This window comes from Phenylobacterium sp. (assembly GCF_016793285.1).
In the GTDB taxonomy this organism is placed as follows: Bacteria; Pseudomonadota; Alphaproteobacteria; order Caulobacterales; family Caulobacteraceae; genus Phenylobacterium.
This window is the reverse complement of record NZ_JAEUMO010000032.1, coordinates 1-14,255: the sequence shown is the minus strand read 5'-3', so window position 1 is coordinate 14,255 and position 14,255 is coordinate 1. Positions and strand designations below refer to the sequence as shown.

Sequence of the window (14,255 nt, the reverse complement as noted above, 5' to 3'; positions counted from 1 at the left end):
GCGCTACCACGCGGCGCAGGTCGAGGGGAGCACAAAGTCCATGTCGGCGGAAGTCGGTCAGTTCGCGCTGATTCTCGCGCTCCTGCTGGCGCTCGTCCAGTCGCTCGCGCCATTGTGGGGCGCGGCGCGGGGCGATCGGGTGCTGATGGCGCTCGGCCGCCAGGCGGCCCTGCTGCAGGGCGCATTCGTCGCGCTGGCCTTCGGATGCCTCGCATACGCCTATCTCACCTGCGATTTCTCGGTGGCCCTCGTGGCCCAGCACAGCCACACCAGCCAGCCCGCGCCCTACCGCTTCGCGGCCACCTGGGGCAGCCACGAGGGCTCGATGCTCCTGTGGGTGCTGATCCTGGCCGCCTACGGGGCGGGCGTCGCCTTCTTCGGCGGCACGCTGCGCGAGACGCTGCAGGCGCGCGTGCTGGGCATCCAGGGCCTGATCGCGTCGGCCTTCCTGGGTTTCCTGATTTTCACGTCGAACCCGTTCCTTCGCCTCGATCCGGCCCCCATCGAGGGGACCGAGCTCAATCCGCTGCTGCAGGATCCAGGGCTCGTGATGCACCCGCCGCTGCTCTACCTGGGCTACGTCGGCTTCTCGATCGCCTTCTGCTTCGCGGTCGCGGCCCTCATCGAGGGGCGCGTCGACGCGGCCTGGGCGCGCTGGGTCCGCCCGTGGGTCCTGGCGGCCTGGATCCCGCTCACCTGCGGGATCACCCTGGGCAGCGCCTGGGCCTACTACGAACTGGGCTGGGGCGGATGGTGGTTCTGGGACCCCGTGGAGAACGCCTCGCTGATGCCCTGGCTGCTGGGCACGGCGCTGCTGCATTCGGCGCTGGTGCTCGAGCGGAGGGGAGCCCTGGCCTCCTGGACCATCCTGCTCGCGATCCTCACGTTCTCGCTCAGCCTCGTCGGCACCTTCCTCGTGCGCTCGGGCATCCTCACCAGCGTCCACGCCTTCGCGGTCGATCCGAAGCGGGGCGTCTTCATCCTGGGGATCATCGCGGTGACGACCGGCGTCGCGCTCGGCCTCTACGGCTGGCGGGCCCAGGCGCTGAAGCCGGGCGCCGTCTTCACGCCGGTGTCGCGCGAGGGCGGGATCATCCTGAACAACCTGTTCCTGAGCGTGCTCTGCGCGGTGGTGTTCTGGGGCACGTTCCAGCCGGTGTTCATCGAACTGGCCAACGGCGACAAGATCTCGGTGGGCCCGCCGTACTACGCGCTGAACTTCGCCCCCTTCGCGGCGGTGTTGCTGATCCTCGTGGTCTTCGGTCCGATGATGAACTGGAAGCGGGACGACGCCAGGAAGACGTTCCTGCGGCTGCGGATCCCCGCCGCGGTCGCCGCCGCCGTCCTGGTGCTGGCCGCGGTCCTCGGCGGCGTGAAGGGCCTGGCCACGGCCGGCGGCCTGGGGCTCGCGACCTGGCTCATCCTGGGGTCGGGCGCGATCCTCGCGCGCCGCTGGTGGGCCGGCCGAGCCTACCTCGGCCGCTCGATCCGCACGACGCCGCGGGCCATCGTCGGCCTGACGCTGGCGCACCTGGGCCTGGGGCTGCTCTGCCTCGGCGTGACCGGGGTGACCGCCTGGGAGACCGACAAGGTGCTGAACATGCGGCCCGGCGAGACGGTGGCGTTCGCGGGCCGCGAGCTCACGCTGACGGTCGTCGAGACCACCCGTGGCCCGAACTGGGAGGCCCGAACGGCGCGCTTCACGGTCAAGGGCCCGACCGGCCGCTACGACCTGCGCAGCGAACGCCGGTTCTTCCCGTCCGCGCAGTCGCAGACCACCGAGGCCGGCATTCGCGTGAGCCCGCTCGGCAATCTGTACGTCTCGGTCGGCGAGGAATCGCCGCAAGGCATCGTCGTGCGCCTCTGGAACCACCCGCTCATCGTCTGGATCTGGATCGGCGGCTTCGTGATGGGCCTCGGCGGGGCGGTTTCGCTCAGCGACCGGCGCCTGCGCATCGGCTCGCTGGTGAAGGCCCAGCCGCCGCAACCCCAGCCGGCGCCTGCCGAATGAAGCGTTTCCTGTTCCTGGCGCCCATCGTGGCTTTCGTGGCGGTCCTCGTCGCCTTCTTCGCGGGCCTGGGCCGCGACCCGTCGACCCTGCCGTCGGTCTACCTCGGCAAGCCGCTGCCGGCCTTCGCCGCGCCGCCGCTCCGGCCCGGCGACATCGGCCTGACCAACGAGGATCTCGACCGCGGCGAGCCGGTGCTGCTGAACGCCTTCGCCTCATGGTGCGGCCCGTGCCGCTACGAGCATCCGGTGTTCCTGAAGCTGCGGCGAGAGGGTGTGGCGATCCACGGCCTCAACTGGAAGGACCGCCCCGAGGACGGCCAGCGCTGGCTGGCCGAGCGCGGCGACCCCTACATCCGCCTGGGGTCCGATCCGACCGGGCGCACGGGGATCGAGTTGGGCGTCGCGGGCGTGCCGGAGACCTTCGTCATCGATAAGCGCGGCCGCGTGCGCTATCGCCACGTGGGCGCCGTGACGCCCGAGGTCTGGGACCAGAAGATCGGGCCGTTGATGGCCAAGCTGAGGGCCGAGTCGTGAGGCGTATCCTCCTCGTCGCCGCGTCCCTGGCGCTTTTGGCCGGCCCCGCGGCGGCCGTGAACCCGGATGAGCAACTGGCCGATCCGGCGCTGGAAGCCCGCGCGCACAAGATCAGCAAGGATCTGCGTTGCGTCGTCTGCCAGAACCAGTCGATCGACGATTCCGACGCGGCCCTGGCGCGCGACCTGCGCATCATCCTGCGCGAGCGGATCACGGCGGGGGACACCGACGAGCAGGCCGTCGGCTTCATCGTCCAGCGCTACGGCAGCTTCGTGCAACTGAAGCCGCCGCTGCGGGCCGACACGATCGCTCTGTGGTTCGGCCCGCTGGCCGTACTCCTGCTGGGCGCGCTGGGCGCGTTCGCCTATATGCGGGCCCGGGCGCCGCAGCGGGCGGCGGCGCTGACCGCGGACGAGGAAGCCGAGGCCGCCCGGCTGCTGAAGACGGATGGGGCGGACTGAATGCTCTGGATGATCCTGACGCTGATGACCGTCCTGGCGGCCGTCGGACTGGCGATCCCGCTCGTGCGCAGGCGCGACGCGATGAAGGCCGAGCGCGCCGACGCCGTGACGGTGCTCAAGGACCAACTGGGCGAGATCGAGCAGCAGGCCGCGGCGGGCGCCATCGCCGAGCCGGAAGCCGAGGCGCTGAAGAGCGACCTCAAGCGCCGGGTGCTCGCCGAGGGCCGTCGTCCGGACGCGCCCGTCAGGCCCCTGGCCGAGCGCACGCTGCTGATCGTGGCCCTGGCTGTCGTCGCTGTCGTGACCCTGGCCGGGACAGGGCTCTACCTGGCCATCGGCAAGCCCAACGTGCCGGCAAGCCCGGCGATCGGGAAGGGCGGCGCGGCCGACCCGGCCGGTATGCCGTCCGGACATCCGAACGGCGACGTGAACGCCATGGTGGCGCAGCTCGAGGTCCAGATGCAGCAGCGGCCGGACAACGCCGAGGGCTGGCGCATGCTGGGGTGGTCCTACATGCAGACCGGCCGCAACGCCGACGCCGCCAACGCCTACGGCCGCGCTGCGGCCCTCGATCCCAACAACGCAGAGTACCTCTCGGCACAGGGCGAGGCGACGGTGCTGGCGGCGAACGACCAGGTGACGCCCGCCGCCGAGGAGATTTTTCGCCGCGCCGTCGCCGCCGATGCCGGTGACCCGCGGGCCCGCTACTACCTGGGCGTCGCGAAGGACCAGCGCGGCGACACGCAGGGCGCGATGAACGACTGGATCGCGCTGATCAAGTCGGCGCCGCCCGACGCGCCCTGGGCCGGCGAGGTTCGCGCCTTCGTCGAGAAGGTGGCGGCCGACCGCAAGATCGACATCTCGGGCCGTCTGCCGCCGGCGTCCGCGTCGCAGATGGCGCAGGGGCCGATGCCTCAGATGCCGGGCGCCGCACCTGCGCGTGGTCCCGACGCCGCGCAGATGGCCGCGGCGCAGAACATGACCGATGGCGACCGCGCCGCCATGGTCCAGGGCATGGTCACGCGCCTCGCCGACCGGCTGAAGCAGAATCCGCGCGACCGCGCCGGCTGGGAGCAGTTGATGCGCGCCCGCATGGTCCTCGGCCAGACGGCCGAGGCGGCCGGCGCCTATCGCGAGGCCGCCCGGGCCTTCGCCGGTTCGCCGGCCGACCAGAAGGCGCTGCGCGACGCCGCCGCCCAGCTCGGCGTCCCGGGGGCCTGAGGCCATGTCCGAGGTCGCCGACAGGGCAGGGGCCGGCGCCGCGCAGATGATCCTGGAGCTGTTGCCGGAGCCGGTGATCCTGGTGCAGGGCGGCGGCGGCGAGACGGCCGAGATCGCCTACGGCAACCAGGCCGCCAGGGAAGTCTTCCGCATCGAGCTCGCCGGCGCGCCGCTGGGCGCGGCCCTGCGGCGTCCCGAGGTTCTGGAGACCATCGAGGCGGCCCTCGAGGCGGCGACCGCCGCCGAGGTCGCCTTCGAGACCATCGGTGTCCAGCCCCGTTTCTGGCGCGCCTTCGCCCGGCCGCTGGCGACCGACCCGGACGGCCCGAACCAGCTCGTGGTCGTGCTCCGCGACGAGACCGACGCGCGGCGCACCGAACGTATGCGCGCCGACTTCCTGGCCAACGCCAGCCACGAACTGCGCACGCCGCTGGCTTCCCTGGCCGGCTTCGTCGAGACGCTGCGCACGCACGCGAAGGACGACGCCGAGGCGCGCGAGAAGTTCCTGGGCATCATGGCCCAGCAGGCGACGCGGATGGCGCGCCTGGTCGACGACCTCCTGTCGCTCAGCCGTATAGAGCTCAACGAGCACATCGCGCCCTCGGGCAAGGTCGATCTCCCCCGCACCGTGCAGGACGTGACCGACGCCATCCGTCCGCTCACCGAGGAGCGGAAGGTCACGGTGAGCGCCCAGGCCGACGCCGACGTGCGGCCCGTGGTCGGCGACCGTGACCAACTGGTCCAGGTGATCCAGAACCTGATCGACAATGCCGTGAAGTACACGCCGTCCGGCGGCAGGGTCTACGTCCGGCTGGAGGCCGCGGGATCGCTGGATGCGGCGCGCGAAGCCAGCCGTGCGGGCGTCGGCCTGTCGCTGCTTTCCCCCGATCCGGCCCATGAGGCGCCCCAGGGCTACGTGGTGATCCGCGTCGTGGACGAAGGCCCTGGCATCGCCCGCCAGCACCTGCCGAGGCTCTCCGAGCGCTTCTACCGCGTCGAGGGGCAGCGGAGCGGCGGGACAGGCCTGGGCCTCGCCATCGTCAAGCACGTGGTCAACCGCCACCGCGGCGGCCTGACCGTCGAAAGCGCCGAGGGCGAGGGCTCGACGTTCAGCGTCTACCTGCCGGTCGCGGCCCAGGGCTGAAGCGAAGGCCGGCGCTGTCGCAAAAGTGTCGTGAGACCGCATTATTTTGCCCCGGCATCGAGAGAGGGCTTCAGTGACACGTTCGTATCAGGCCGAGCTTCGCCAGCTCGTCGCGGAGGTCATCCGCATGGGCGGCCTCGCCGAGGCTCAGGTGGTGGACGCCGTCGACGCCGTGGTCCGGCGCGACGTGCCGCTGGCGCAGGCGCTGATCGTCCGGGACCTGCGCCTCGACACCCTGCAGAGCGAAGTGGAGCACCGGGCGCTCAGCCTGATCGCCCGGCGCCGGCCCGACGAGGCCGACCTGCGCCGCGCCATCTCGACCTTGAAGCTGGCGATGAACCTCGAACGCTGTGGCGATCTCGCGCGCAACATCGCCAAGCGCAGCCTCGTTCTCTCGGCCGGCGAGCCGCTGCTGCCGCTGACCGGCGCCATCGAGCGCATGGGCCGCCTCGTCTCGACCCGCCTGCGGGCCGTGCTGGACGCCTACGCCGCCGGCGACGTCGAGCCCGCCCTCGACGTCTGGCGCCGCGACGGCGAGGTCGACGAGCACTACGAGAGCCTGTTCCGCGAACTGCTCGCGATGATGTCGAACCATCCGAATTCGGTGGCGGCCGGCGCGCACCTGCTGTTCGTGGCCAAGAACCTGGAACGCATCGGCGACCACGCCACCAACATCGCAGAAATCCTGCATTTCCAGATGACCGGCCAGGAGCTGGTCGGGGAGCGTCCGAAAGTGAGCCTGCCCGAGGTCGATCTGGAGGGCGGCGCTTGACCCCCTATGTTCTGGTCGTCGAGGACGAGGACGCGCTGGCGACCCTGCTCGACTACAACCTCATGAAGGAGGGCTTCCGCGTCGAGCGGGCGGCCGACGGCGAGGAGGCGCTGCTGCGCGTCGCCGAGGAGCCGCCGGACCTGGTGGTGCTGGACTGGATGCTGCCGAAGGTCTCGGGCGTCGAGGTCTGCCGCCAGCTCCGCGCGGGCTCGGAGACACGCAGGACGCCTGTCCTGATGCTGACCGCCCGCGGCGAGGAGGCCGACAAGGTGCGCGGCCTCGACACCGGCGCCGATGACTACGTGGTGAAGCCGTTCGCCATGAGCGAGCTGGTCGCCCGTATCCGGGCGCTGCTGCGCCGGACCCGTCCCGAACTGATGGAAGAACGGCTCGAGTATGCCGACCTGGTCCTGGACCGCGCCCGCCACAGGGTCACCCGCGGCGACAAGGACGTGCATCTGGGGCCGACCGAGTACCGCCTGCTCGACTTCCTGATGCAGCGGCCGGGCCGGGTGTTCTCCCGCGAGCGCCTGCTGGACGCCGTCTGGGGCGCCAACACCTATGTCGAGGTCCGCACGGTGGACGTCCACGTCGGGCGGCTGCGCAAGGCGCTGCGCCGCGAAGGTGAGCCGGACCTGATCCGCACTGTCCGCTCGGCCGGCTACGCCCTCGACCTGGAAGGCTGAGGACCGACGGCCAGGCCGTCGACGTCCTGCGCTCCGGCAAGACGCGCGGGGCGCGTCGCGAACTCATTCCGCGCTCGCGCCGCACGCGGCCCAAAAAAAGAGGGCCGCGACCGGGGGGCGGTCGCGGCCGGACGGCTTCGGGGTCGCCGCCTGGAGGTATCGGAGAGGACCAGCGTCCGGAGGCCCGCGTTCCGGCGTCCTAGAAGTTGACCTGCCCTCGCGCGGCGACGGCGTCGTACGCCTGACCGACCTGCAGGCCGGTCGCCCCCAGCCGGTCAATGTCGACGTGCTGATAGTCGAACATGAGGCGGATCGAGGGGTTCAGATACCAGTTGAGACCGAAGGTGTAGATCTTCTGCTCGCCTCCGCGCACCGCGCCGAGGGCGGCGGCCGGGGTCGTGCCGGGCGCGCCTTCGCGGTAGTTGAGATCGAGGTCCGAATAGCGCGCCGCCACCTCGAACGCGCCCCAGGTCCCGGCCTCGGGGTTGAAGGTGTAGGTCAGCCGCGGCGCGTCCCAGCGGGCTTCCACGGGATTGTACTGCCGCTGCTCCCCGGTGAGGATCCACGAGCCCTGCACATACCAGCCGGTGAAGTGCGGGTCGGGCGGCGTGACCGCGGTCGTGGTCCGCCGGTCGATGCCATAGCGGAACCACTCGCCTTCCAGGACGATCGGGCCCGACCCGAACGAACCCTCCAGGCCGTAGACGGTGGTGTGGCGGCTGTCGATCGCGCCGGTGTCGACGAGGCGCGCGCCGTCGAGGCGCAGTTCGGGCCGGTCGCGGAGCTGTGCGGCGTAGCGCGGCGCGGCCGCCGCCCCCGCATCGTTCGGATGGATCACGTACTGGTAGTTGGCCCCGAGGTGGGCCTGCCAGTGCGGGCCGTCGAACGGGGCCACCGTCACACGGCCGATCCAGGCGTTCTGCTCGTCGAACGGCTGGGCCGTGGCGGACGCCGCCGAGCTGCCCGTCGCGATGACGTTGGCGGTGTAGGCCGTGGAGATCATCCAGCGCGCAGCGATGGCGTCGTCCCCGCCGCCCAGGGCGCCGTTGGCCTGCGCCTGGAAGGCCACGCGGCTGTCGCCGGCGGCCACCCCTCGCGCCACCTCGGCCGGCGCGGGGCGCTCCATCAGCGGCATCTGGCTGGTCGAAACCGCCGCGGCCAGGCCGATGTTCGGCTCGAACGCGCCGACCTTGAAGCGGAACGGCCTCAGGTAGGTGTAGGTGAGCGACGCCTCGTACAGCCGGCCCGGGTCTTCCTGCCCCGATCCGCCGAACTCGTAGATGAACGAGTAGTCGAAGTCGCGGAACAGCTTGCCGTCGAGGCCGATGCGCGCGCGGCGGAAGTTGAAGCCCTCGTTCAGGTCGCGGCTGGCGACCGCGGCCGGCAGGTTGTCCTTCTGGAAATACTTGCCGCCGTCCAGCATCAGGATCGCCTTGACGTTGGCGGTGAAGCGGCCGTCGGCCGTGGCCAACTGCGGCTTGCCGTTGGGCAGCGTCGGAACCGTCGTGGCGCCCTGCGGCGGCATCTGCAGGGTGGCGATGGCGGCCCCCGCGGCGTCCTGCTGCGTCCTCATGTCCGCGAGCTGCGCGGCCATAGCGTCGAGTTGCTGCTGGATGGCGGAAAGCTGCGCGCTCTGGGTTCCGGAGGCGCGGATCTGGTCCAGTTGGGCGCGCATGTCATCCAGTTGACGCTGCATGGCCTGGAGCCTGGCGTCATTGGCGCCCGGGGCCGGGGCCGCGAGGGCGGCGCCCGATGCGCCGCAGAGGAGGAGGCCGACCAGCGTGGCGCAGGCGACGGGGGCCCTGCCGCGCGAGAGGGACGATCGCATGAGAGCTTCCTTTTTGAGTCACGCGCCCGAGCCGGCGTCGACGAGGCGCTCTCTAGTTCTCCTTTGCGACCGGCCGGTAAAGGCGGCGCGACAGGTTTGTGACAGGCGTCGCTGTCACAAGTCTGACGTCCCCCTGTCGCCTCAGCTTCGCACGGACTTCGTAAACCGACCCCTGACCGAGCGCCGTTCCGCGCTCAACCCCAGGGGACAGTCCCATGTTCAAACGCTACCTCACCGCGATCCTGGCGGCGGCGACGCTCGCCGGCGCGGGCGCCGCGCAAGCGGCCGACATCTCGGGCGCCGGCGCGACCTTTCCGGCGCCGGTCTATGCCAAGTGGGCCGAGACCTACCGCGCCCAGACGCAGAACCGCCTGAACTATCAGGCCATCGGCTCGGGAGGCGGCATTCGCCAGATCACCGCCGGCACCGTCGACTTCGGCGCCACCGACAAGCCGCTGAAGCCGGACGACCTGGCCACGAGCGGCTTTTCCATGTTCCCGACCGTCATCGGCGGCGTGGTGCCGGTGGTGAATCTGCCGGGCATCAGGTCCGGCCAGGTGAAGCTGACCGGCGCGCTCACGGCCGACATCTTCCGCGGCGTGCTGAAGAGATGGAACGACCCGCTGATCGCCAGGTACAATCCCGGCGTCACGCTGCCCGACCTGCCGATCACCGTCGTCCATCGCTCGGACGGCTCGGGGACCACCTTCCTCTTCACGACCTATCTGGCGATGAAGGCGCCGCGCTGGGCCTCGGACGTCGGCGCGAACGATGCGGTGAAGTGGCCGACCGGCCTCGGCGGCAAGGGCAACGACGGCGTCGCCGCCTACGTCAAGCAGACTCCGGGCGCCATCGGCTACGTGGAATACGCCTACGCCAAGCAGAACGGCCTGACCTACACGCTGCTGCAGAACAAGGCGGGCAAGTACGTGGCTCCGGCCGCCGCCAACTTCTCGGCTGCGGCCGCCAACGCCAACTGGGGCAAGGCCCCGGGCTTCTACCTGCTGCTGCTCGACCAGCCCGGCGCCGAGGCCTGGCCGATCACCGGGGCGACCTTCATCCTGGTGCGCAACAGGCAGGAGGACGCCGCCAAGGGCCGCGAGGTCCTCGCCTTCTTCGACTGGGCCTACCGGAACGGCGACGGCGCAGCCAACCAGCTCGACTACCTGCCGATGCCGGCCAGCGTGAAGGAGATGGTCCGCAGGTCGTGGACCAGGATCGTCGGCCCGGACGGCAGGCCGGTCTACCGCTGACGCAAGACCTTCCGGCGGCGGAGGGGATGGCCGGCCTCGCGCCGGCCATCTGCGTCTAGAACGCCCGGTCCAGCAGCCGCGCCAGCAGGTAGAAGCCCGCGGCGATCACGGCCGACGCGGGCAGGGTGACGATCCAGGCCCAGACGATCCGGCCGGCCACCCCCCAGCGCACCGCCGACATCCGCCGCGACGCGCCGACGCCCACGATGGCGCCGGTGATCGTGTGGGTGGTCGAGATCGGCACGCCGATATGGGTGGCCAGGAAGATGGTGATGGCGCCGCCCGTCTCGGCGCAGAAGCCCTGCTGTGGCGAGAGGCGCGTGATCTTCGACCCCATCGTGTGGACGATGCGCCAGCCGCCGAAGAGGGTGCCGAGGCCCAACGCCGCCTGGCAGGCGATGACCACCCAGAACGGCACGTGGAACTCCCCGCCCAGCATCCCGTGCGAATAGAGCAGCACCGCGATGATCCCCATCGTCTTCTGGGCGTCGTTGCCGCCGTGCCCCAGGGAGAACAGCGCCGCCGAGAACAGTTGCAGCTTGCGGAACGTGGCGTCCGCGACCGAGGGGGTCAGCTTCACGAACGTCCAGGACACGATGAAGACGAGCACGAGGGCCAGGACGAACCCGAGCGAGGGCGAGACCACGATCCCGGCCATCGTCTTCAGCACGCCCGACCACACGACGCCTTCGAAGCCCGCCTTGGTCATCCCCGCGCCCAGGAGGCCGCCGATCAGGGCGTGGGACGACGACGAGGGGATCCCTGCCAGCCAGGTGATGATGTTCCAACTGATCGCCCCGCCCAGGGCCCCGAAGATCACCGCGTCGGAGACGATGTCGGCCGATACGATGCCCTTGCCGACCGTCGTGGCCACGTGCAGGCCGAAGAACAGGAAGGCGATGAAGTTGAAGAAGGCGGCCCAGACCACCGCGACACGCGGCGACAACACCCGCGTGGACACCACCGTGGCGATCGAGTTCGCCGCGTCGTGCAGGCCGTTCAGGAAGTCGAACAGCAGCGCCACGCCGATCAGCGAGATGAGGAGCAGGCTCGCTCCGCCGAGATCCATGCGCCGCGCCTAGAGGTGTTCGATCAGCACGCCGCTGATCCGGTTGGCCACGTCCTCGAAACGGTCGACCACCTTCTCGAGGTGGTCGTAGATCTCGGCCCCGACGATGTAGGCCATCGGGTCCTTCTTCCCGATGTCCTTGTAGAGCGCTGCGATGCCCGCGTCGTAGAGGTGGTCGCTTTCCTCCTCGAGCCGCTTCACCTCCTCGGTGATTTCGTTCAGCCGGTCCGCGTGGCCTCGCATGGAACGCAGCAGTGGGACCGCCTCGGCCGTCAGGTTGGCGGTCCGCTCGATCAGTTCGCCGAGCTGCAGCATGTGCGGCTGGAAGGTGGTCTGCTCGAACAGGCTCGTGGCCTTGGCCGTCTTGTGCATCTGGTCGATGGCGTCATCCATCGAGCTGATGAGGTCGATGATGTCGGCCCGGTCGAACGGGGTGATGAAGGTGCGCCGCACCATCAGCATCACCTCGCGGGTGACCTGGTCGGCGGCGTCCTCGTGCCGGGCGACGGCGGCGCAATGGGTGGGCGTTTCGGGGCCGCCCTCCAGCAGCCTGTGGAGCGCCTGGGCGCCCGCGCACAGCGTTGCGGCGTGTTGCTCGAAGAGGTCGAAGAACCGGCCCTCCTTGGGCATCAGGGCCTGGAACCAGTTCACGGAAACCTCTGTTTTCTGGCGTCTGCGACGAGATGCCCGCGCTCTTAGCGTGATCCGCGCGTGGCGTCATCGAACTGTCGCAAAACCTTCGGCGAAGCGTCACGCGCCCCGCGTAGAGCGAACCCACAATCACCCTCGGTGGGGAGTTCCAACGTGCTGCGCAAGATCGTCATCGGCCTCGCGGCCTGCCTCGTGCTGGCCGGATGCGGCCAATCGGAGAAGGCGGGCGACGCAAAGCCCCCTGGCGTGCAGTTGACCGGCGCCGGTGCGACGTTCCCGGCGCCGCTGTACGCGAAGTGGGCCGAGGCGCAGAAGGCCGACACCGGCCTCACGCTCAACTACCAGGCCATCGGCTCGGGCGGCGGCATCAAGCAGATCAAAGCCAGGACGGTCGACTTCGGCGCCAGCGACAAGCCGCTGAAGCCCGAGGAGCTCGAGGCCGATGGCCTGGCGCAGTTCCCGGCCGTGATCGGCGGGGTGGCGCCGATCGTGAACCTGCCGGGCGTCCGGAGCGGCCAGCTCAAGCTCACCGGCTCGCTGCTGGCCGACATTTACCTGGGCAAGGTCAGGAAGTGGAACGATCCGGCGATCGCCGCGGCCAACGCCGGCGTCGCTCTGCCCAACCTGCCGATCACCGTCGTCCATCGCTCGGACGGCTCGGGCACCAGCTTCCTCTTCACCAGCTACCTGACCGCGGTCGCGCCGCAGTGGGCCAGGGTCGGCGCCGGCGATGCGGTCGCCTGGCCGACCGGGCAGGGCGGCAAGGGCAACGACGGCGTGGCTGGCTACGTGAAGCAGACGCCGGGCGCCATCGGCTACGTCGAGTACGCCTTCGCCCACGTGAACGGCATGACGACCGCCAGCCTGCGGAATTCTGCCGGGACCTTCGTGACGCCGAGCGCGGAGACCTTCAGCGCCGCCGCAGCCGCCGCCGACTGGACCAAGGCGCCGGGCTTCTACCTGGTGCTGATCGACCAGCCCGGCGCCAACGCCTGGCCGATCACCGGCGCCACGTTCATCCTGCTGCACAAGTCCCAGGCCGACGCGGCCAAGGGCCGGGCGGTGCTCAGCTTCTTCGACCGCGCCTATGCCACGGGCGACGCGGCCGCGAGCGAGCTGGCCTACGTGCCGCTTCCGGCGGCCCTGAAGGCCCAGGTCCGCGCCAGTTGGTCGTCGATCGTCGGTCCGGACGGCCAGCCCGTCCTTGCTCCGGGCGTCCGATGACGGCGGCCGCCGACACGCCGCCGGCCGCCACGGTCGCGCGCGGGCGATCGCGCCTGGCGCAGGGCGCGGCCTTCGACGGGATCTTCGAATACCTCTGCCTCGGCGCGGCGACCTTCCTGCTGCTCGCGCTGGGCGGGATCGTGATCTCGCTGGTGATCGGCGGCTGGCCGGCCTTCGCCAGGTTCGGCCTGGGCTTCTTCACCAGCGCGGAATGGGACCCGGTGCAGGAGATCTTCGGCGCCTCGGGCGCCATCGCCGGCACACTGATCTCCTCGGCGCTGGCGCTGCTCCTGGCCCTGCCGCTGTCCTTCGGGATCGCGATCTTCCTGGTCGAACTCTGCCCGCCGGTCCTGCGCCGGCCGATCGGCACGGCGGTCGAACTGCTCGCGGGCATCCCGTCGATCGTCTACGGCATGTGGGGTCTCTTCGTCTTCGCCCCCTGGTTCGCGAAGCATGTGCAGATACCGATCATGATGTCGGCGAAGCCCGGCGCCTTCTGGGAGGCGATCACCGCCGGCGTCCCGAACGGGGCGGGCATCCTCACCGCCTCGATCATCCTCGCCATCATGATCCTGCCGTTCATCGCCGCGACCATGCGCGAACTGCTGCTCACCATGCCGCCGCAGGTGCGCGAGAGCGCCTACGGCCTTGGCTCCACCACCTTCGAGGTGATCCGCAAGGTGAGCCTGCCGTACATCCGCACCGGCGCCATCGGCGCCGTGATGCTGGGCCTCGGCCGCGCGCTCGGTGAGACGATGGCGGTGACCTTCATCATCGGCAACGCCCACGGCTTCCCGACCTCGATCTTCGCCTCGGGATCGACCATCGCCTCGACGATCGCCAACGAGTTCGCCGAAGCGCCCCCCGGGCTGCACTCGGCCTCGCTGATCGCGCTGGGTCTGGTGCTCTTCATCATCACTTTCACAGTCCTGGCGCTCGCCCGGCTGCTGATCGGACGGCAGGCCAACCTATGACCGCAGTCGCAGCACCCCGCCTGTCGCGTCGCGTCGGCGAAGGGGTCTTCCTCACCTTCTGCTGGATCGCGACGCTCGTCGCCATGGTGGCGCTCGCCGCCATCCTCTGGTCGCTGTTGCAGCAGGGGATCGGCGGGTTCCTCAAGCCCGGCGGCGGCGGGCTCGACCCGAACCTGTTCACCAGGTCGACGCCGGCGCCAGGCTCGGAAGGCGGCCTGCTGAACGCCATCGTGGGCTCGCTGATGATGTGCGTGGTCGCCATGGTGGGCGCCGTCGTCATCGGCTTCCTGGCCGGCACCTGGCTGTCGGAATATGCCCGCGAGAGCCACTACGGGAAGGTGATCCGCTTCCTGAACGACGTCCTGCTCTCGGCGCCGTCGATCCTGGTCGGCCTCTTCATCTACGAGATCCTGGTCGCGCCGCTGAAA

The 14,255-nt window shown here is 70.4% G+C and carries 13 protein-coding genes and 1 pseudogene; 11 read left to right on the top strand and 3 right to left on the bottom strand.

The window, feature by feature from the left end:
* Positions 1 to 40: 40 nt before the first annotated feature.
* The 7 genes from JNL41_RS03900 (at position 41) to phoB (ending at position 6,828) form a co-directional block, all read left to right on the top strand.
* Entirely contained in the window at positions 41 to 2,011 is a 1,971-nt protein-coding gene (locus tag JNL41_RS03900; protein ID WP_293472963.1) for a heme lyase CcmF/NrfE family subunit, read from the top strand.
* On the top strand, positions 2,008 to 2,544 hold the full coding sequence (locus JNL41_RS03895; protein ID WP_293472962.1) for a DsbE family thiol:disulfide interchange protein: 537 nt from the start codon (positions 2,008 to 2,010) through the stop codon (positions 2,542 to 2,544). The genes JNL41_RS03900 and JNL41_RS03895 overlap by 4 nt, the downstream gene beginning before the upstream one ends.
* The gene (locus tag JNL41_RS03890; protein WP_293472961.1) at positions 2,541 to 3,005 is read left to right on the top strand and encodes a cytochrome c-type biogenesis protein; all 465 of its coding nucleotides are present in this window, start codon (positions 2,541 to 2,543) and stop codon (positions 3,003 to 3,005) included. The genes JNL41_RS03895 and JNL41_RS03890 overlap by 4 nt, the downstream gene beginning before the upstream one ends.
* Complete coding sequence (gene ccmI / locus JNL41_RS03885; RefSeq protein WP_293472960.1) at positions 3,006 to 4,226, top strand: c-type cytochrome biogenesis protein CcmI; 1,221 nt, start codon at positions 3,006 to 3,008, stop codon at positions 4,224 to 4,226.
* A 4-nt stretch (positions 4,227 to 4,230) separates the two neighbouring features.
* Positions 4,231 to 5,370, top strand: coding sequence for an ATP-binding protein (locus JNL41_RS03880; protein WP_293472959.1), 1,140 nt, complete (start codon positions 4,231 to 4,233; stop codon positions 5,368 to 5,370).
* Between the two features lie 73 nt (positions 5,371 to 5,443).
* Positions 5,444 to 6,142 carry a phosphate signaling complex protein PhoU gene (phoU, locus tag JNL41_RS03875; protein WP_293472958.1) on the top strand — a complete coding sequence of 233 codons (699 nt, stop codon included), beginning with the start codon at positions 5,444 to 5,446 and terminating at the stop codon, positions 6,140 to 6,142.
* Complete coding sequence (phoB, locus tag JNL41_RS03870; protein WP_293472957.1) at positions 6,139 to 6,828, top strand: phosphate regulon transcriptional regulator PhoB; 690 nt, start codon at positions 6,139 to 6,141, stop codon at positions 6,826 to 6,828. The genes phoU and phoB overlap by 4 nt, the downstream gene beginning before the upstream one ends.
* Positions 6,829 to 7,027: 199 nt before the next feature.
* On the opposite strand, the gene JNL41_RS03865 is transcribed toward phoB, so the two are convergent.
* Positions 7,028 to 8,656: a porin gene (locus tag JNL41_RS03865; RefSeq protein ID WP_293472956.1), complete on the bottom strand. Its 1,629-nt coding sequence runs from the start codon at positions 8,654 to 8,656 to the stop codon at positions 7,028 to 7,030.
* Between the two features lie 215 nt (positions 8,657 to 8,871).
* Here JNL41_RS03865 and pstS (JNL41_RS03860) point away from each other — a divergent pair, with 215 nt between their 5' ends.
* Positions 8,872 to 9,909, top strand: a complete 1,038-nt coding sequence (gene pstS, locus JNL41_RS03860; protein WP_293472955.1) for a phosphate ABC transporter substrate-binding protein PstS — start codon at positions 8,872 to 8,874, stop codon at positions 9,907 to 9,909.
* Positions 9,910 to 9,964: 55 nt separating this feature from the next.
* On the opposite strand, the gene JNL41_RS03855 is transcribed toward pstS (JNL41_RS03860), so the two are convergent.
* Positions 9,965 to 10,978, bottom strand: a complete 1,014-nt coding sequence (locus JNL41_RS03855; RefSeq protein WP_293472954.1) for an inorganic phosphate transporter — start codon at positions 10,976 to 10,978, stop codon at positions 9,965 to 9,967.
* 9 nt (positions 10,979 to 10,987) lie between these two features.
* Positions 10,988 to 11,629: a DUF47 domain-containing protein gene (locus tag JNL41_RS03850; protein ID WP_293472953.1), complete on the bottom strand. Its 642-nt coding sequence runs from the start codon at positions 11,627 to 11,629 to the stop codon at positions 10,988 to 10,990.
* A gap of 153 nt (positions 11,630 to 11,782) precedes the next feature.
* Between JNL41_RS03850 and pstS (JNL41_RS03845) the strand changes: the two genes are divergently transcribed.
* From pstS (JNL41_RS03845) to JNL41_RS03835, 3 genes and pseudogenes are all read left to right on the top strand, one after another.
* Positions 11,783 to 12,853, top strand: a complete 1,071-nt coding sequence (pstS, locus tag JNL41_RS03845; protein WP_293472952.1) for a phosphate ABC transporter substrate-binding protein PstS — start codon at positions 11,783 to 11,785, stop codon at positions 12,851 to 12,853.
* The gene (pstC, locus tag JNL41_RS03840) at positions 12,850 to 13,827 is read left to right on the top strand and encodes a phosphate ABC transporter permease subunit PstC (RefSeq protein WP_293472951.1); all 978 of its coding nucleotides are present in this window, start codon (positions 12,850 to 12,852) and stop codon (positions 13,825 to 13,827) included. Before pstS (JNL41_RS03845) ends, pstC begins: the two co-directional genes overlap by 4 nt.
* A pseudogene (locus JNL41_RS03835) lies at positions 13,824 to 14,255 on the top strand (phosphate ABC transporter, permease protein PstA); the annotation flags it as partial. The gene pstC and the pseudogene JNL41_RS03835, both read left to right, overlap by 4 nt.